Here is a 17,727-nt window from a genome sequence, read left to right on the forward strand (position 1 = left end):
ATGCGCCGGCTATGCGCCTGCCCCGCGCCGGTGAAGCGACAGGGACGCGACAATCGGGTCAGGGCGACGCGCCTTCGACGCGACACGGACGCGACAGCGAGGCGACAGTGAAGCGACACTGGGCGGCTGGAGCGCAACGGCGCGGGGTGGGACTGGGGCACGGCTTCCATTGCCGATGGTAGATCAGAGAAAGGCTGAGTAGGAAAGCGAGGGCGAAACTCTTGTTTCGACCATTCCCGTCATGCGGGGGTTTTGACGGTTGGCGGCCATGAGCGGACCCGTTCCCCCTCCCGCAGGCGGGAGGGGGTTAGGGGGTGGGCTGGACGTCGCGAAAGCCCACCCCGCTGCGACTAATGCGCTGCGCGCATAAGTCTCGCTGCCCCTCCCGCCAGCGGGAGGGGAATGGTAGGAATCCACCCAACTCCACCATCCCAGCGGAATGACGCCCCCAGCCTATTCCGTCGCGAGCAGCAGGTCGCGCAGGTCGTGCAGGCTGGGCAGGACGGCGCTGGCCGCCAGGACCAGTTCCTCGGTCGGCGGCAGGAGGTCGGGGATCATCACCGTCGCCATGCCCGCCGCCACGCCGGCGCGGACGCCGGCATGGCTGTCCTCCACCGCGACGCAATCGGCCGGATCGACGCCCAGCCGCTCAGCCGCCAGCAGATAGGGCTGCGGGTCGGGCTTGGGCCGGTCAACGTCATTGCGGGTGACGACGGTCTGGAAATAAGGAAGCAGCCCGGCCTTCTCCAGCCGCTGCTGGGCATAGGGGGCCATGGTCGAAGTCGCGATCGCCATCGGGATGCCGGCCCTGGCGAGATGATCCAATATCACCTCCGCGCCCGGCCGCAGCGGAATGCCCGCCTCCAGCGCGGCGACGAACAGCGCGTCGCTGTCGGCATAGAATTGATCGACCGGAAAGTCCGGCCCCATGCGGTCGGCCAGCATCCGCAGATTCTCGTCGCGGTGGATGCCGACCATCGATAGCAGCATCTCGTCCGACATCGGCCAGCCCATCGTCGCGCCGGTGCGGGCGAAGGCGTCGCGATGCGCGGCCTCCGTATCTAGCAGCGTACCGTCCATGTCGAAGATGACGGCGCGGATCGGGTTGGGCAGCGCGGCGGCGGCTTGCGGCGGCGCGTCGGAAAGGGATGCGGTGCTTGCCATGCCATTCATATGGTGTGTGCGCTGCAATATTTCCATTGCAAAGCGCGCCATCGGGGCTGCAATTTTCCCATTGCAGCCGCGTCCTATTCGACGACCTGCGCGGTCCAGACGGGTATCCAGCGCCAGGCACCACGGCATTCGCCCATGCTGGTCGCTTCGGTCAGGCGGAAGCGGCTGCCATCCCAGACATAGGTCTGGCTGGTGCCGCAATCGCCGATGCCGCGCCCCTTGGCGAAGCTTTGCAACAGCGACTTTTCGGGCGCCCAGCCGGCATTGACCAGGGTAGGATGGCCGATCTCCTCCGTGCCCCAGCCGGGTGCATAGTCGAACGGCGCGAAGCGGAAGCTGCGGCGGCCCGGAATGCCGCTGGCGATCACCGGCACGGTAGTAAAATTATAGGCGCCAGAGCCGCAGGGAACCAGGATCAGCGTGTCATTCTTTGACAGGCGATGCAGTTCGGACTGGCCATTGGCCATCTCGTCGGTGCAGCCGGTGAACTTGCCGAGCGCGGTCCGCTCCTCGCGCCACAGCGCGGCCGGGGCATCGCCCGCCGCGATGATCGCGCGATGGATCGCCGGCGTCGGCGGCGCGACGCGCACGGCGAGCGGACCGAGCGGCCCGGTCGCGACCAGCGCTGTGGTGGTGCCGGCCCGGCCCTGGCGCGCATCCATGTAGCGGATCGCCGCGCCCGCACCCGCGAGCGAGGGACGCCCGAGCGACCGGTTGCCGGTGCGCACTTCCATCGTGCTGCCGCGCGCCATCGCGATCGCCAGCGCCGACGCCTGCGGCCCGCGCAGGGTGGCGTCGCCATCGCGCGCGGGCACCGTCGCGACCTTGCGGCCATCGACCAGGAAGCTGACGTCGGAGGAACCCTTGGCATCGCGGCTGACCCAGACTTCGGCCGCGGCATCGGGACCGGCCGAACGGGCGACGCCGACCATCACCGGATTGTCGGGCCAGTCGCCACCGGGCAGCAGCGACACCGCCTCGCACCGGTTGCGATTGTCGCAACCGATGGTCCAGTCCTTGTAGGTTTCAAGCGTGCCAGGCTTGGGCGCGGGCGCGTTGGTCTGCGCCGTTGCCATGCCAATGGTGCCGATGGCCGTTAAGACGGCCGCGAAAAATCTAAGTTCCCCCATCGGTTAACCATAACCGATTTGTTAAGCCGGGGGTAGGGCCTCTGTTAAGTAATCGAAATGATTTGGTTAAAGGCTTAACATCAACCCGGCCAGCGCGGCGCTCATCAGATTGGCCAGGCTGCCGGCGACCAGCGCCTTCAGCCCCAGCTTGGCGATCATCGGCCGCTGATTGGGGGCAAGGTTGCCGGTCACCGCCATCTGGATCGCGATCGAGCTGAAATTGGCGAAACCACATAGGGCAAAGGTGATGATGGCGATGGTCGAGGGCGAGAGGCCGTCCTGCACCTGGCCAAGGTTGATATAGGCAACGAATTCGTTGAGCACGACCTTGGTACCGAACAGGCCGCCGGCTACCTGCGCCTCGTTCCACGGGATGTTGAGCAGATACATGACCGGCGAGAAGACATAGCCGAGCAGTTGCTGGAAGCTGAGTTCGGGATAGCCGAAGATGCCACCGATTCCGCCGAGGATGCCGTTGGCGAGCGCCACCAGCGCGACGAAGGCCAGCACCATGGCGCCGACGGCGACGGCCAGCTTGACGCCGGTCTGGGCCCCCTGCGCCGCCGCCATGATGATGTTGGCGGGCTTTTCCTCGTCATGGGTGGCGACGGGCATGGGTTCGCCCGGCGTGGTTTCCGCATTCAACACCGCCGCGACCGCAGCTGCACGGCGCGTTTCGGGCAGGTGGATATCATCCTCCAGCGGCAGTTCCGGTTCGCATTCCGGTTCGTCGGGCATCATGATCTTGGCCATCAGCAGGCCGCCGGGCGCCGCCATGAAGCTGGCCGCGAGCAGATAGTCGATCTTGATCCCCATCGAGGCATAAGCGGCGAGGATGGTGCCGGCGACGCCCGCCATGCCGCTGGTCATCACCGCGAACAGCTGCGGCCCGTTGAGGCCGGCGAGATAGGGACGGATCACCAGCGGGCTTTCGCTCTGGCCGACGAAGATGTTGGCGGCGGCGCACAGGCTTTCCACCTTCGACACGCCCGTCACCTTCTCGATCGCGCCGCCGACCCAGCGGACGATGAACTGCATGATGCCCAGATAATAGAGGATCGACACCAGGCTGGCAAAGAAGATGATCACCGGCAGCGCCGCGATGGCGAAGCTGGCGCCGCCGATTTCGGGCTTCGCCAGCGGGCCGAAGATGAAATTGGTCCCCGCCTGCGCATAGCCCAGCAGATTGGCGACGCCATGCGACATGCCCGCGATGATGGCGCGTCCGGCCGGCACATAGAGCACCAGCAGCGCGATCCCCGCCTGCAGCAGGAAGGCCGCGCCGACCACGCGCAGCCGGATCGCGCGGCGGTTGGAAGAGAGGGCAAAGGCAATGGCAAGAATCAGCAATATGCCGGCGAGGCCGATAAGAAGATGCATGAAGCGCTTTCGCGGGAATGGGCAAACCGCGCGACTATACAGGGCCAGCGCGCGGAAACCAGCAGGGAATCCCGCCCCGCGATATAAATGAGATAACCTCGCTTTTTGTCGGCAAATCGATCAGAACCATGACGACACAGAAGATGCGATGGGGAGAGGCGATGCTGATGGAAACTGACAAGCCCGGTGCCGCTACGGAATGGCGGCGTCATTATATGCTGCCGATCGCGGCCGCGCTCGGCTATGCCACCAGCGTCATCCATATCTATGGGCTTGGCCCCTATATCCAGCCGATCAGCGACCAGTTCGGCTGGACGCGGACGCAGGTGACGGTGGGCCTGACCCTGTCCACCCTGGTCCAGGCAGTCTTTTCCGTGCCGATCGGCCTGATGGTCGACCGGCTGGGGCCACGCATCTTCGGGCTGGTCGGCGTGCTGCTGACCTGTGGCGCCTTTGCCCTGCTGGGCACGGCGACCGGCAGCCCCGGCCAATGGTATCTGCTCTGGGCGCTGCTGGCGCTCGCGACCCTGCCGGTGCAGGCGACGATCTGGACCAGTGCCGTCGCCACCCGTTTCGAGGCGTCACGCGGCCTGGCCTTTGCCATCACCCTGTGCGGCGCATCGATCGCGGTCGCCATCTTTCCGCTGATGGGCAGCTGGCTGATCGGCCAATATGGCTGGCAACGCGCCGCGCCGATCCAGGCGGCGATCTGGGCGGCGTGCAGCTTCCCGCTGATCTTCCTCTTCTTCCGCGGCGCGCGAGATCGGCGGCGCGGCGAGGCCGAGACGGCCACCGCTGCGGCACCCGCAGTCGGCGCCACACTGGCCGAAGGGGTGCGATCCTCCATCTATCATCGCCTGCTGCTCGCCAGCCTGCTCTTCACCTTCACCATCATCGCGCTGGTCGTGCATTTCTTGCCGATCCTGACCGATCGCGGCGCGGACCCGATGCGGGCGGCCGGCATAGCCTCGGTCGTGGGCCTCTGTTCGATCATCGGCCGGCTGGCGACCGGACTGCTGCTCGACCGGTTCCGCGGATCGCTGGTCGGTGCGGGCGTCTTCCTGCTGCCGGCGGCTGCCAGCCTGTTGTTGCTGGGCGCGGGGAATAATGTCGCGCTGCTGATCGCGGCGGCAGCGCTGATCGGCCTGACACTGGGTGCGGAGGTCGATGTGATCGTCTATCTCACTACCCAGCATTTCGGCCTCAAGACCTTTGGCGGCCTTTATGGCGGGCTGCTGATGGCACTATCGGTCGGCACCGCCACCGGGCCATTGGGCGCGTCGGCGATTTTCGACCGCTTCGGCAATTATGCGCCCTTCCTGTGGATAACGCTTGTCCTGATGGTCGGCAGCAGCCTGGCGCTTGCCAGCCTGCCGCGCCCGGCCTTTGCCCGGCCGCGCGGCCATTGAAGGGACCATTGACATAAAGCGCTACAAAGCCGCCACGTCGAGACATCGCGGGGATATATGGCGCGCCTAGTCCTGCCCTTCTGACAGTCCACAGACGACAGAAGGGTAGAGCGAGATGATGCAGGATGGCGCGCATGACGACCATGGCCATGGCCTGGCCGATGACCTGGCGCAGATGCGCAAGCTGGCCGGCGAGGCGATGGGCCGGCGCCGCACGTTGCGCCTGCTCTTTTCGGCCGGCAGCGCCGCGCTGATCACCGCCTGTGGTGGCGGCGGCAGTGACAGCGATAGTGACACGTCGACCGCCACGCCGACGCCCACCCCTACCCCGACGCCAACACCCACGCCGACCCCGACGTCGAGCAGTTGCATCGCCGATCCGGAGGAAACCAACGGCCCCTATCCGGCGGACGGGTCCAACAGCAGCAATGGCAGCGTCGTCAATGTGCTGGACGATACCGGCATCGTGCGCACCGACATACGGTCGAGCTTCGGATCGTCGAGCGGCACCGCCGAGGGCATCTATATGCAGCTCACCATCACGGTGGTGAACGTCAATGGCAGCTGCGCGCCACTGGAAGGCTATGCCGTCTATATCTGGCATTGCACCCGCGACGGCCTCTATTCGCTCTATACCGTACCGGGCGAAAATTACCTGCGCGGCGTCGGCGTCACCGATGCCAATGGCCAGGTGACCTTCACCAGCATCTTCCCCGGCTGCTATGACGGGCGCTTCCCGCATATCCATTTCGAGGTCTATCCCAGCCTGGCCAAGGCGACCAGCTATGCCAATCGCGTGCTGACGTCGCAGTTCGCGATGCCGACGGATGCTTGCAACACGGTCTATGCGACCAGCGGCTATTCCAGCAGCAAGACCAATTTCGCCAAGATCACCACCAGCAGCGACAATGTGTTCGGCGACAACACGTCGGCCCAGGTCGCGGCGATGACGCCCACCATGACCGGCGATACGACCAATGGCTTCACCGGCACGGTGACGGTCGGCATCGCCATCTGACAGGAATTATGCGGATGACTTTGCAGGGATCGCCTTCAATCGATATGCTGACCGCCAATATGGACGGATCGCGCATATTGGTGGTCGACGATGATGCGGACATCCGCATCCTGTTGTCGGATTTTCTGGAGCAGCATGGCTTTGCCGTGACCGCGGTCGCGGACGGCGTGGCGATGGATCAGGCGCTGGCGGCGCAGACTTTCGACATCGCCGTGCTGGACGTGATGATGCCGGGCGAGGACGGGCTGTCGATCCTGCGCCGACTGGCCGCGAACGGCGACCTGCCGATCATCATGCTGTCGGCGATCGGCGGCGATATCGACCGGATCGTCGGGCTGGAAATGGGGGCGGAGGATTATCTGCCCAAGCCGTGCAATCCGCGCGAACTGCTCGCCCGCGTCCGCACCGTGCTGCGCCGCAATCGCCGCCAGACATCGGAACCGCAGGTGCCCGCCGGGCAGCGGCTGCGCTTTGCCGGCTGGCAGGTCGACATGGGCGTGCGCCTGCTGACCGACCCTGACAATGTCGTCGTCACCTTGACCGATGGCGAGTTCCGCCTGCTGCGCGCCTTCATCGAACATCCGCGCCGGGTGCTGAGCCGCGACCAGTTGCTCGACTATTCGGCCGGCAGCGACGCGGAAAGCTATGACCGGGCGATCGATGTCCAGGTCAGCCGCCTGCGCCGCAAGCTGGAACGTGGCGAGATGGGCGACGAACTGGTCCGCACGATCCGCAACGAAGGCTATATGTTCACCGCCGAGGTCCGCCCGGCGTGAGCCCGGCGATGCTGCCGGGCGCCGGCGAGCGGGGACGCTACAATCCCTCGATCCTGACCCGGATCGTCTTTCTGGTCGCCGCCACCCTGTTGCTGGCGCTGGGCGCGATGATGCTGGTCGCCTTTCGCGGCCCCCCGCCCCATGCCCGGCCGATGATGCTGGTGGAGGCGACCGGCCTGCTGCGCGGCGGCACCCAGCCGCCCGGAAGCTGGCAGATCAGCCGCTATCAATCCGATCGCGCCCCCGCGCCCGACGCGGGGCAGGAAAGCAACCGTGCGGGGGCCGAGCGCATTGCCGGCCTGCTGGGCGTGCCCGCCAATGCGGTGGCGTTGATCCAGGAACGACCGCCGATCGGCATGCCGCGTCCCGGACCGGAGATCGAGCCCCGGCCCGACATGGGGATGGAGTTCGACCCCGGCCGGATGATGCTGCGCGGTAGTTTTGCGCTGGCCGTGCGCGAGGATGGCAGGAACTGGTCGGTGCTGCTGGGGCGGCAGGGGCCGAACTGGCGCTGGTACGCGATCACCCTGTCGCTGATGGCGGGCATCTTCATCCTGCTGCTGCTGCCGGCCTATTGGGTGGCGCGGCGCATTACCCAGCCGATCCGCCTGCTGGCCGAAGGGGCCGCGCGCGAGCGGCCGGAACGCGCCGAGCCGCTGCCGATCGGCGGCCCGCCCGAAGTGCGCGCCATGGGCATCGCCTATAATCACATGCGCGCGCGGATCGCCGATTATGTGTCGGAACGCACCGCCATGCTGGTGGCGATCGCCCATGACCTGCGCACGCCGATGACGCGCCTGTCCTTCCGCCTGGAACAATTGCCCGATGGCCCGCGCGCCAAGGCGCAGGCCGACGTGCAGGAAATGCGGGCGATGGTCACCGACCTGCTCGATTTCATGCGCGAAGGGACCGAAGGGCGCCAGCGCGCGCGCATCGACCTGTCGGCGATCGTCGAGACGCTGGCCGACGATCTGGCCGACATGGGCCATGATGTCGTCGTCACCGCCAGCCAGCGCGCGGTGATAGAGGGCGACGCGCTCGCGCTGCGCCGCTGCATCGGCAACATGGTCGAGAATGCGGTGCGCTATGGCGGATCGGCGCGGGTCAGCCTGCGCATCCAGGGCGCACGGGCGATCGTCGATGTCGAGGATTCCGGCCCCGGCGTTCCGCCCGAGATTCTCGACCGGCTGTGCGAGCCCTTCTATCGCGGCGAAGCGTCGCGCAATCGCGAGACCGGCGGCGTGGGCCTGGGCCTGTCGATCGCCCGCACCATTGCCGAGGGACATGAGGGCAGCATCGGCTTTGCCAACCGGGCCGAGGGCGGATTGCGCGCCACGGTGATCCTGCCGCTCGACCGCTAAAGCATCATCCCCTTCAGTTCCTGCAGCACCATCGCAGTCGGCATCGACAGGAACATCGCCACCAGAAAAGGTGCCAGCGTCGACGCGATCAGGATCAGCAGGCTGCGCAGGTCGACCGGCAGGAAACGCATGGCATAGACGTTGGAGACCACGCCATAGAGGTCGGCCGCCGCCGAAAAATCCGGCGCGGAGAGAAGATCGGGCTGTTCCTTCGCGCTGCCATCGAACCAGCGATCCTCGAACGACCGACCCAGCGCCACCGCCAGCGCGCCATAATGCATCGCGTTGCGCCGCCAGGCCCGCGCCATGACCGGGCGGAACACGCCCAGCGGCGCAACGCACAGCAGCAGCACCAGCGCCACCGTGCCACCGATCAGGAAGCCGCCGGTCATCGGCGTCGCAGCGCCCTGGAGATGGACGTTGGCGAAGCGGCCCGCGGTGATGCAGCCGATCCCCAGCGCAAAGGTGCCGAAGGCCCGGACCGACTGGGCCAGAAAGCCCAGGCCGCCGGCATTGTCGGGATGGGCGACGACCAGCCGCAGGTCCATGGCCGCGACCTTGTGCAGCAGCCGCGTCCAGATGAGGATGCGCCAGAGCCAGCCCATGAGCAGCGTCAGCAACAGCGGCAGGCTGACCAGCATATGCCACCAGCCGGCCGCCGATAGCCGCCCCGGCCCGGCGATGGTCCAGGCCGGCAGGCCATGGTTCGAAATGCCGGTCGCGAACAGCCACAGGATGATCGCATAGGCGGCGAGCAGCACCAGAAGTTCGGCGACCGGCGCACGCACCGCCGCGCGCGCCCTGGCCAGTTCAGCCTTCAATCCGTCCCCGGCATCGGGCGGGATCAGCCCGGAAATGGCGAAATGGCGCACCACCGCGCCCAGCCGCCGCGCGGTTTCGACATGGGCGACCAGCAGGAGCGGCACGGCAAAGGCGAAGCGGGCATGCGCCCCGACGTCGCGCAGGAAATGGCGCAGGTCGCCGGCCCGGTCATGGCCCGGCAGGACGAGGATGAGCAGCAGGAGCGGCAACCAGCCGATCGCCAGCGCAAGCAGGGCGCGGGCGCGCACCGTGGGCAGGGCCGGCACCGACAGACGGACAAAGCCAGGCAGCCCGCGCGGCGGCCCCCATTCGAACAGGTCGTGCCCTTCGGCGTCCGCTTCGTTGGTCACTTGCACGCCCTTCCGCTTCGCCTCGGCCCATGAGAACCGCGACGATAGGAAGCATGCCCTTCCCGCCTATCGGGATTTATGCTGAGCCGACCGGAAAATGGCGGCCGTCACGGGTTGGCGGACTTGCCGTCCTTCTTGGCCTTGTGCGCCTTGAGCAGAGCATCGATCTCGACGATCCGCTCGCGTTCCGGCGTGCCCTTGGGCAGGCCCTTGAGGCGGCATTCGGCCCATAATTTGCGCCGCTCGGATTCCAGCGCCTTGAGATAGAGATCGGCCATTGCAGCCTCCTGGATAAAGGAAAAGGGCCGGCGCCTCGCGACACCGGCCCTTTCATATCTTGTCTAGCCGGAAATCAGGCGGCCTTAATAGGGCCACCCTGATAAATCAGGCGGCCTTCATATGGGCCACCCTGATAAATCAGGCGGCCTTCGAACGGCTCATGCGCTTGCGCTCGTTCGGGTCGAGGTAGCGCTTGCGCAGACGGATGGTCTTGGGCGTGACTTCGACCATTTCATCGTCGTCGATGTAAGCGATCGCCTGTTCCAGCGTCATCTTCTTCGGCGGGGTCAGGCGGACGGCGTCGTCCTTGCCGCTGGCGCGGAAGTTGGTCAGCGCCTTCGACTTCATCGGGTTGACTTCGAGGTCTTCCGGCTTGGCGTTTTCGCCGATGATCATGCCTTCATAGAGGGCTTCGCCCACGCCGACGAACAGGATGCCGCGATCTTCCAGCGGACCCAGCGCATAGGCATTGGCTTCGCCGGCGCCGTTCGAGATCAGGACGCCATTCTTGCGGCCTTCGATCTTGCCCTTGTGGGGGCCGTACTTCTCGAACAGGCGGTTCATGATGCCGGTGCCGCGCGTGTCGGACAGGAATTCGCCATGATAGCCGATCAGGCCGCGCGAGGGCGCCGAGAAGGTGATGCGGGTCTTGCCGCCGCCCGAGGGACGCATGTCGGTCATCTCGGCCTTGCGGATGTTCATCTTGTCGACGACCGTGCCCGAGAACTCATCGTCCACGTCGATGACGACGGTTTCGTACGGCTCGGTCTTGCCGCCATTCTCGTCTTCGCCGAACAGCACGCGCGGACGCGAGATGCCGAGTTCAAAGCCTTCGCGGCGCATGGTTTCGATCAGAACGCCCAGCTGAAGCTCGCCACGACCGGCGACTTCGAAGCTGTCCTTGTCGTCCGATTCCGTCACCTTGATGGCAACATTGGATTCGGCTTCGCGGGCCAGACGATCGCGGATCATGCGGCTCGTCACCTTGCTGCCTTCACGGCCGGCCATCGGCGAGTCGTTCACGGCAAAGCGCATCGACAGGGTCGGCGGATCGATCGGCTGCGCCTTGATCGGGGTGCTGACCTGCGGGTCGGAAATGGTGTTGGCCACAGTCGCGACAGTGAGGCCGGCGAGCGAGATGATGTCGCCAGCCTTGGCTTCCTCGACCGGCACGCGGTCCAGGCCCTGGAACGACATGATCTTCGACGCGCGGCCGGTTTCGATCACGTTTCCTTCGGCATCCAGCGCGTGGATCGGCTGGTTGACCTTGACCGTGCCCGACTGGACGCGACCGGTCAGGATACGACCCAGGAAGTTGTCGCGGTCGAGCAGCGTCACGAGGAAGCTGAACGGCGCGTCCTGATCCAGCGACGGCGGCGGGACATGGTCGACGATCTTCTGGAACAGCGGCTCCAGCGTGCCTTCACGGCGCTGCGAATCCTCGCTGGCATAGCCGTTGCGGCCCGATGCGTAGAGGACGGGGAAGTCGAGCTGTTCGTCGGTGGCGTCGAGCGTCACGAACAGGTCGAACACTTCGTCCAGCACTTCCTGGATGCGCTCGTCGGGACGGTCGACCTTGTTGACGACGACGATGGGCTTCAGACCCAGGGCCAGAGCCTTGCCGGTCACGAACTTGGTCTGCGGCATCGCGCCTTCCGACGAGTCGACCAGCAGGATCACGCCGTCGACCATCGAGAGGATGCGCTCCACTTCGCCGCCGAAGTCGGCGTGGCCGGGCGTATCGACGATGTTGATGCGGGTGCCGTTCCATTCGACCGAGGTGGGCTTCGCCAGAATGGTGATGCCGCGTTCCTTTTCCAGGTCGTTCGAGTCCATGGCGCGCTCTTCGACGCGCTGGTTGTCGCGGAAGGTGCCGGACTGGCGGAAAAGCTGGTCGACGAGCGTGGTCTTGCCATGGTCGACGTGCGCGATGATCGCGATATTACGCAGGGACATGTCTTGCCTTTGGGATATGGGGCTCCCCTGGCCGACACAAGGCCGCGCAGAGGCTTCGGGCGCGCCCCTACAGGAAATGACGCGATGCGGCAAGGGCAGCGGAAGGATCGATCAGAGCGCAGATGAATATCCTGTCATGTTATGATGTTTCCCTTGCCCCGCTGTGGCAGCCGCCTATGACACCGCGTCAGGTTCGCACCCTGAAAAGAAAAGGACACCCCATGCGGCTGACCGCCACCCTTGGCTTTGCTTCCCTCCTCGCCCTTTCCCTGTCCCACCCCGCCCTCGCCCAGAAGGATGGCGCGTCCGACGCCGCCAAGCAGCATGCCGAGCAGACGGCAGACGAGATCGCCAAGAACTGGGCCAGCGCACCGGTCGAGGAAGTGACCAAGACCAGCAAGGGCACGGCGAGCGTCGACGGCAAGTCGATCGCCTACACCGCGACCGCCGGCACGCTGACCATCCGCGATGCGCAGGGCAAGCCGACCGCCAGCGTCTTCTACACCGCCTATACCGCGCCGGGTAAGCATCGACCGCTGACCTTCTTCTACAATGGCGGTCCCGGTTCGGCCTCGCTGTGGCTGCGCATGGGCAGCTTTGCGCCCGATCATGTCCGCACCGGCAATCCCGAGGCGGTCGCGCCCGCGCCCTTCGATGTCGGCCCCAATCCCGACAGCCTGATCGGCAGCACCGATATGGTGTTCCTGGACGCGGTGGGATCGGGCTATTCGCGGCCGCTGGGCGATGCCAAGGGCGCCGACTTCTATGGCGTCGACCAGGATGTCGATGCCTTTGCCAAGGCGATCCTGCGCTACACCACCAAGAATGGCCGCTGGGGCGACCCCAAATATATTTTCGGCGAAAGCTATGGCACCACCCGATCGGGCGCGCTCGCCTATCAGCTGGAAGACCGCGGCATGGCGCTGAACGGCGTGATCCTGCTGTCATCGATCATGAATTACGGCATCCGCCAGTCGGGCTTCGACACCATCCATATCGGCTATCTGCCCAGCTATGCGGCGACCGCCTGGTATCATGATCGCGTGCCCGGCGGCCGCCCGGCCAGCCTGGAAGCCTTTGTCGAGGAAGCACGCCAGTTCGCCAACGGTCCCTATGCCGCCGCGCTGCTGAAGGGTCAGGACATCAGCGCCCAGGAAGAGGACGCCGTCGCCCAGCAGATGAGCCGCTTCACCGGCCTGTCGGTCGATTATCTCAAGCGCGCCAATCTGCGCGTCAGCCTCAGCCGCTTCCGCAAGGAATTGCTGCGCGACGGACGCGAGACGATCGGCCGGTTCGACAGCCGCTACAAGGGGATGGACGAGGATGCGGCGGGCGAGGATCCCGAATATGATCCGTCGGACACCGCGATCAGCGGCCTCTATGTCGGCAGCTTCCTGGATCAGCTGACCAACAAGCTCGGCTATCAGACCGACCTCAGCTATCGGCTGAGCGCGCGGGAGGGCGGCGCCTTCAACTGGGACTGGAGCCATGAGCCGCCGTCGGGCCGCAAGCAGAATGTCGCCGATGTCACCGCCGACCTCAGCACCGCGATGCGCATCAACCCGCATCTGCGTGTGCTGTCGCTGAACGGCTATTATGACATGGCGACGCCCTTCTTCTCGACCGAGCGCGACCTGAAGCACATGATGCTGGAGCCGGCGCTGCGGCCGAACCTGCAGTTCAAATATTATCCGGCGGGCCACATGGTCTATCTGAACCCGGAAGCGCTGCACCAGATGCGCCTCGACATGGAACGCTATTACGCCGAGGGCAAACGCTGACCTGATTTCCCGTCGTCATTCCCGCGAAGGCGGGAACCCATCTCCTGACTTGGCGCATAATTGCATCGTCGGGAGATGGATCCCCGCTTGCGCGGGGATGACGGCGAGGGTCAGTAGCGCAGCTTCGGATACCAGTCGGCCGGCCGCCCCTGCGGCGTCAGGTCGAGGATCGACCAGAGCGCGGCGATGTCGGGCGCGTCGCGAGGATCCTGGCCGGGGTCGGCCATTTCGCGGCCCATCTCGCTCATCCAGAAGAGCCGCACCTGATCCCCGTCGCGGCGATAGACGATCAGCGCGGGATATTCGCCGTCAGGCTGGAGCAGGTCGAGATCGCGGGCATAATCGTCGCCGATCGTCTGGATGAAGTCGGTGTTGCGCCAGCCCCGCTCCTGCGCGAAGGCGAATTGCCGTTCGACCGGGCTGCGCGACAATATCTTGTAGGCGACGCGCTGCTTGATATCGCTGGCATTGCCATCGACCGCGCCGATCCAGTTGGTACACATCGGGCAGGGCCGCTCGCGTTCCGGCCCAAACATCCAATAGTAACTGACCAGCACATCCTTGTCGCCGAACAGGTCGATCAGGCCGACCTCGAAGCTCTGCTCGTCCTTGAAGCGATAATCCTTCGTGATCAGCGGGCCGGGCGGCAGCGCCTGGCGCTGGGCGGTCAGGCGCGTCATGTGGCGGCGAAATTCGATCTCCGCCGCCAGCAGTTGCTGCCGCGCCTTGGCATAGTCCGCGCTTTCGCCCGGAAATGCCGGTTGGCGATGCGCCGCCATGTCGGCGGCCGCTGTCAATTGTTCGTCCATGGTCACTCTCCTCCCGCGCCGAACGCAGCGCGGGAGGAGAAGGTTCAATGGTCGCTGGCGGCGAAGGCGCCGATGCCGGTTTCCGCCCGCACCCGCTGGGCCGGATAGCCGGCCTTGTCGACGGCCGCGCGGGGCGAGCGGTCGAGCCGGGAGATCAGCCAGATGGCGATGAAGCCGGCCGGGACCGAGAAGATCGCCGCCGAGCTATAGGGGAAAGGTGCCGGGCCGAGGCCGAAGGTGGTGGTCCACACCGCCGGTGACAGGAGCGTCAGGACGAAGGCCGTCAGCAGTCCGATCGTGCCGCCCCAGGCCGCGCCACGGGTGGTGCAGCCGCTCCACAGCAGCGACAGGATCAGCACCGGAAAATTGCCCGACGCGGCGAGCGCGAAGGCGAGGCTGACCATGAAGGCGACATTCTGCTTCTCGAACAGCAGCCCCAGCAGCACCGCCAGCGCGCCCAGCGCCAGCGTGGTGATCCGCGAGACGCGCAGTTCGTCGGCGGAGTTGGCCCGCCCCTGTTTCAGCACCGTGGCATAGAGGTCATGGCTGACCGCCGAGGCGGCCGACAGAGTGAGCCCCGCCACCACTGCCAGGATGGTCGCGAAGGCGACGGCCGAGATGAAGCCCAGGAAGGCATTGCCGCCGACCGCATGAGCGAGATGGATCGCCGCCATATTGCCGCCGCCGCGCAGCGTGCCGTCGGCCATCTTGTAGCCGGCATCGGTGCCGACCAGGATGATCGCGCCGAAGCCGATGATGAAGGTGAGGATATAGAAATAGCCGATCCAGCCGGTCGCCCACAGCACCGACTTGCGTGCTTCCTTGGCATCGGGGACGGTGAAGAAGCGCATCAATATGTGCGGCAGGCCGGCCGTGCCCAGCATCAGCGCGAGGCCGAAGGAGATGGCCGAGACCGGATCCTTGATGAAGCCGCCCGGCGCCATGATCGCCCGGCCCTTTGCCGCGGCTTCGGCGGGGGGTGCACCGGCGGCCTGTGCCGTCGCGCTCTTCACCTCGACCGCGCGGGCGAACAGCGCTTCGAGCGAGAAGCCGAACTGGGCCAGCACCATCAGCGCCATGAAACTGGCGCCGCCGAGCAACAGCACCGCCTTGATGATCTGCACCCAGGTGGTCGCGCGCATGCCGCCGAACAGCACATAGAGCATCATCAGCGCGCCGACGATCACCACCGCCACCACATAGGGCAGGCCGAACAACAATTTGATGAGCTGCCCTGCGCCCACCATCTGGGCGATAAGGTAGAAGCTGACCACCAGCAGGGTGGAGATGGCCGCGAAGCTGCGCACCGGCGGCTGGGCAAAACGGTAGGAGGCGACATCGGCAAAGGTGAAGCGCCCAAGGTTGCGTAGCCGCTCCGCCATCAGGAAGAGCAGGATGGGCCAGCCGACGAGGAAGCCGGTGGAGTAGATGAGGCCGTCATAGCCGTCGGTGAAGATCTGCGCCGATATGCCGAGGAAGGAGGCGGCGGACATATAGTCGCCCGCCATCGCGAGGCCGTTCTGGAAACCGCTGATGCCGCCGCCCGCGGTGTAGAAGTCCGACGCGGTGCGGGTGCGCGCGGCCGCCGCCTTGGTTATCCACAGGGTGAGGCCGACAAAGGCGACGAACATCGCGATCGCCACCCAGTTGATCGGCTGACGCTGCGCCTCCCCCTCCAGCGCGGCGGCGAAGGTGGGGGCTGGAAGCAGAGCAAGGGCGAGCGCGCCGGCAAGCCGCGCCCTCATGCGCCATGATCCTTCAGGATCGCGGCCATCTGCGCGTCATGATGGCGGTTGGCATAAGCGACATAGAGGCCGGTCAGCGCGATCGCGAGCAGGATGAGGCCCAGGCCGATCGGAATGCCGATCGAGGTCACGCCATCGCCGATTGGGGTACCCAGCAACGCCTTGTCGAAGGCGATCAGCGCCAGATAGCCGACAAAGGCGGTGAAGATGATCGCCGACAGCCACCAGCCCAGCCGCGCCCGCCGCGCCACCAGTTCGCCATAACGGGGATCGGCCGCCACCGCCGCGATCATCGCGGCCTGTGGATCGGCCGGGGCATGCCCTTCCTGCTGCGTCATTCACTCTCCTCTGGTCTTTGCGCCATGCTAACCAGACGTCCCCCGATTGCAATGGCATGGCCCGAGCGCCTATATCTGCACGGAGAGAGACTTGCGGCCTTACTGTTTTATGCACATATGACAGCAAGGCCGATCTGGCCCCTGGGAGATGACATGGCTTCGACCGCGCCGACCGCGACCGCTGATACGCTGAACCTCACGCCGCCCGACCCGGTGCCGGTGGTCGCGCCCGAAAAGGCGGCGGGGCTGGTGCCGATCGACGAGGAAAAGCGATCCAAGCTGGACGAGAAGGTCGACGCCTTCATCGACGATCTGGTGGCGCAGGACGCCAATTCGCCTGCCTTCGGCCAGCGCGTCGACCAGCTGACCAATATGGGCCGCAAGGAAATCGCCGAGGCCGCCGGGCACAGCAACCGCTTCCTCGATCGGCCGGTGCGCGCGATGGACAGCGACAACAAGGTCGGGGCCGATCTGGCCGAACTGCGCCGCACGGTGGAGGATCTGGACCCCGGCAAGCGCGGCAGCCTGACCGCGCCCAAGAAGCTGTTCGGCATCATCCCGTTCGGCAACAAGATGCGCGACTATTTCGACAGCTACAAGTCGAGCCAGACGCATATCAATTCGATCCTGGGCAGCCTTGCCAGCGGCAAGGACGTGCTGATCAAGGACAATGCCGCGATCGACGTGGAACGCCAGAATATGTGGCAAACCATGGGCAAGCTGGAGCAGATGATCCACATCAGCAAGACCATGGACGCGCGCCTCGAGGCCAAGGCGCTGGAGCTGGATTCGACCGATCCGACCAAGGCCAAGGCGATCCGCGAGAGCGCGCTCTTCTACATTCGCCAGCGCACCCAGGACCTGCTGACCCAGATGGCGGTCACGGTGCAGGGCTATCTGGCGCTGGACCTGGTGAAGAAGAATAATGTCGAGTTGGTGAAGGGCGTGGACCGCGCCAGCACCACCACCGTCGCCGCGCTACGCACCGCCGTGACCGTGGCGCAGGCGCTGGTCGGCCAGCGACTGGTGCTGGAACAGATCACCGCGCTCAATACCACCACCGCCAATATCATCGATTCGACCGGCGAACTGCTCAAGAGCCAGACCGCGCAGATTCACGAGCAGGCCGCCAGCAGCACCATCCCGATCGAGACGTTGCAGCGCGCCTTCCAGAATATCTACGACACGATGGACAATATCGACACGTTCAAGCTCAAGGCGCTGGAGAATATGAAGACGACGGTCACTGTGCTGTCGAACGAGGTGGAAAAGTCCAAGGGCTATATCGCCCGGTCCGAGGGCCAGGCCCAGGCCGCCAAGGAAGCGCGCGCGGAAAACCCGCTGCTGAGCGCGATCGAGGGATAAGGATGCGCCCCACCCTGCCCCTTTTCCCGGAGTTG

The 17,727-nt window shown here is 65.7% G+C and carries 15 protein-coding genes; 6 read left to right on the plus strand and 9 right to left on the minus strand.

Annotated elements, in window-relative coordinates; translation table 11 throughout:
• Positions 1–453: 453 nt before the first annotated feature.
• The 3 genes from AC0KVN_RS15530 to AC0KVN_RS15540 all read right to left on the minus strand — a co-directional run bounded on the left by AC0KVN_RS15530 (position 454) and on the right by AC0KVN_RS15540 (position 3,683).
• Positions 454–1,164 (minus strand): HAD family hydrolase, encoded by a 711-nt coding sequence (locus AC0KVN_RS15530; RefSeq protein WP_435567214.1) that lies wholly within the window; start codon positions 1,162–1,164, stop codon positions 454–456.
• An 83-nt stretch (positions 1,165–1,247) separates the two neighbouring features.
• Positions 1,248–2,303, minus strand: a complete 1,056-nt coding sequence (locus AC0KVN_RS15535) for a DUF1176 domain-containing protein (RefSeq protein ID WP_435567215.1) — start codon at positions 2,301–2,303, stop codon at positions 1,248–1,250.
• Positions 2,304–2,369: 66 nt separating this feature from the next.
• Complete coding sequence (locus tag AC0KVN_RS15540; protein WP_004210148.1) at positions 2,370–3,683, minus strand: NupC/NupG family nucleoside CNT transporter; 1,314 nt, start codon at positions 3,681–3,683, stop codon at positions 2,370–2,372.
• A 128-nt stretch (positions 3,684–3,811) separates the two neighbouring features.
• Here AC0KVN_RS15540 and AC0KVN_RS15545 point away from each other — a divergent pair, with 128 nt between their 5' ends.
• The 4 genes from AC0KVN_RS15545 to AC0KVN_RS15560 all read left to right on the plus strand — a co-directional run bounded on the left by AC0KVN_RS15545 (position 3,812) and on the right by AC0KVN_RS15560 (position 8,247).
• Positions 3,812–5,092, plus strand: a complete 1,281-nt coding sequence (locus tag AC0KVN_RS15545; RefSeq protein WP_483656203.1) for an MFS transporter — start codon at positions 3,812–3,814, stop codon at positions 5,090–5,092.
• 115 nt (positions 5,093–5,207) lie between these two features.
• Positions 5,208–6,110, plus strand: coding sequence for a dioxygenase family protein (locus AC0KVN_RS15550; RefSeq protein ID WP_037515759.1), 903 nt, complete (start codon positions 5,208–5,210; stop codon positions 6,108–6,110).
• A 14-nt stretch (positions 6,111–6,124) separates the two neighbouring features.
• Complete coding sequence (locus AC0KVN_RS15555) at positions 6,125–6,886, plus strand: response regulator (RefSeq protein WP_247594401.1); 762 nt, start codon at positions 6,125–6,127, stop codon at positions 6,884–6,886.
• A complete protein-coding gene (locus AC0KVN_RS15560; RefSeq protein ID WP_483656204.1) occupies positions 6,883–8,247 on the plus strand; it encodes a sensor histidine kinase in 1,365 nt (454 codons plus the stop codon). Before AC0KVN_RS15555 ends, AC0KVN_RS15560 begins: the two co-directional genes overlap by 4 nt.
• On the opposite strand, the gene AC0KVN_RS15565 is transcribed toward AC0KVN_RS15560, so the two are convergent.
• From AC0KVN_RS15565 to typA, 3 genes are all read right to left on the minus strand, one after another.
• Positions 8,244–9,419, minus strand: coding sequence for a hypothetical protein (locus AC0KVN_RS15565; RefSeq protein WP_435567218.1), 1,176 nt, complete (start codon positions 9,417–9,419; stop codon positions 8,244–8,246). The genes AC0KVN_RS15560 and AC0KVN_RS15565 overlap by 4 nt on opposite strands.
• A 107-nt stretch (positions 9,420–9,526) precedes the next feature.
• On the minus strand, positions 9,527–9,697 hold the full coding sequence (locus AC0KVN_RS15570) for a hypothetical protein (protein WP_004210141.1): 171 nt from the start codon (positions 9,695–9,697) through the stop codon (positions 9,527–9,529).
• Between the two features lie 139 nt (positions 9,698–9,836).
• Entirely contained in the window at positions 9,837–11,654 is a 1,818-nt protein-coding gene (gene typA / locus AC0KVN_RS15575; protein ID WP_004210140.1) for a translational GTPase TypA, read from the minus strand.
• Between the two features lie 221 nt (positions 11,655–11,875).
• Here typA and AC0KVN_RS15580 point away from each other — a divergent pair, with 221 nt between their 5' ends.
• Positions 11,876–13,435: a S10 family peptidase gene (locus AC0KVN_RS15580; RefSeq protein WP_435567219.1), complete on the plus strand. Its 1,560-nt coding sequence runs from the start codon at positions 11,876–11,878 to the stop codon at positions 13,433–13,435.
• 110 nt (positions 13,436–13,545) lie between these two features.
• On the opposite strand, the gene AC0KVN_RS15585 is transcribed toward AC0KVN_RS15580, so the two are convergent.
• Genes AC0KVN_RS15585 through AC0KVN_RS15595 form a run of 3 tightly spaced genes read right to left on the minus strand, consistent with a single transcriptional unit; the run spans position 13,546 to position 16,327 of the window.
• The gene (locus AC0KVN_RS15585) at positions 13,546–14,244 is read right to left on the minus strand and encodes a DUF899 family protein (protein ID WP_435567220.1); all 699 of its coding nucleotides are present in this window, start codon (positions 14,242–14,244) and stop codon (positions 13,546–13,548) included.
• 44 nt (positions 14,245–14,288) lie between these two features.
• Entirely contained in the window at positions 14,289–15,989 is a 1,701-nt protein-coding gene (locus AC0KVN_RS15590; protein WP_435567221.1) for a cation acetate symporter, read from the minus strand.
• Entirely contained in the window at positions 15,986–16,327 is a 342-nt protein-coding gene (locus tag AC0KVN_RS15595) for a DUF485 domain-containing protein (RefSeq protein ID WP_435567222.1), read from the minus strand. The genes AC0KVN_RS15590 and AC0KVN_RS15595 overlap by 4 nt, the downstream gene beginning before the upstream one ends.
• A 153-nt stretch (positions 16,328–16,480) precedes the next feature.
• On the opposite strand from AC0KVN_RS15595, the gene AC0KVN_RS15600 reads away from it, so the two are divergent.
• Positions 16,481–17,692: a toxic anion resistance protein gene (locus AC0KVN_RS15600; protein WP_097385387.1), complete on the plus strand. Its 1,212-nt coding sequence runs from the start codon at positions 16,481–16,483 to the stop codon at positions 17,690–17,692.
• Positions 17,693–17,727 lie beyond the last annotated feature (35 nt).

Source organism: Sphingobium sp. SG1, from assembly GCF_057063145.1.

Excerpts from the sequence above, each read along its gene's own strand:
- AC0KVN_RS15535 (WP_435567215.1), bottom strand. The coding sequence starts at position 2,303 with ATGGGGGAACTTAGATTTTTCGCGGCCGTCTTAACGGCCATCGGCACC.
- AC0KVN_RS15580 (WP_435567219.1), top strand. The coding sequence starts at position 11,876 with ATGCGGCTGACCGCCACCCTTGGCTTTGCTTCCCTCCTCGCCCTTTCC.
- AC0KVN_RS15545 (WP_483656203.1), top strand. The coding sequence starts at position 3,812 with ATGACGACACAGAAGATGCGATGGGGAGAGGCGATGCTGATGGAAACT.
- AC0KVN_RS15540 (WP_004210148.1), bottom strand. The coding sequence starts at position 3,683 with ATGCATCTTCTTATCGGCCTCGCCGGCATATTGCTGATTCTTGCCATT.
- AC0KVN_RS15550 (WP_037515759.1), top strand. The coding sequence starts at position 5,208 with ATGATGCAGGATGGCGCGCATGACGACCATGGCCATGGCCTGGCCGAT.
- AC0KVN_RS15595 (WP_435567222.1), bottom strand. The coding sequence starts at position 16,327 with ATGACGCAGCAGGAAGGGCATGCCCCGGCCGATCCACAGGCCGCGATG.
- AC0KVN_RS15600 (WP_097385387.1), top strand. The coding sequence starts at position 16,481 with ATGGCTTCGACCGCGCCGACCGCGACCGCTGATACGCTGAACCTCACG.
- typA (WP_004210140.1), bottom strand. The coding sequence starts at position 11,654 with ATGTCCCTGCGTAATATCGCGATCATCGCGCACGTCGACCATGGCAAG.
- AC0KVN_RS15590 (WP_435567221.1), bottom strand. The coding sequence starts at position 15,989 with ATGAGGGCGCGGCTTGCCGGCGCGCTCGCCCTTGCTCTGCTTCCAGCC.
- AC0KVN_RS15555 (WP_247594401.1), top strand. The coding sequence starts at position 6,125 with ATGACTTTGCAGGGATCGCCTTCAATCGATATGCTGACCGCCAATATG.
- AC0KVN_RS15570 (WP_004210141.1), bottom strand. The coding sequence starts at position 9,697 with ATGGCCGATCTCTATCTCAAGGCGCTGGAATCCGAGCGGCGCAAATTA.
- AC0KVN_RS15530 (WP_435567214.1), bottom strand. The coding sequence starts at position 1,164 with ATGGCAAGCACCGCATCCCTTTCCGACGCGCCGCCGCAAGCCGCCGCC.
- AC0KVN_RS15585 (WP_435567220.1), bottom strand. The coding sequence starts at position 14,244 with ATGGACGAACAATTGACAGCGGCCGCCGACATGGCGGCGCATCGCCAA.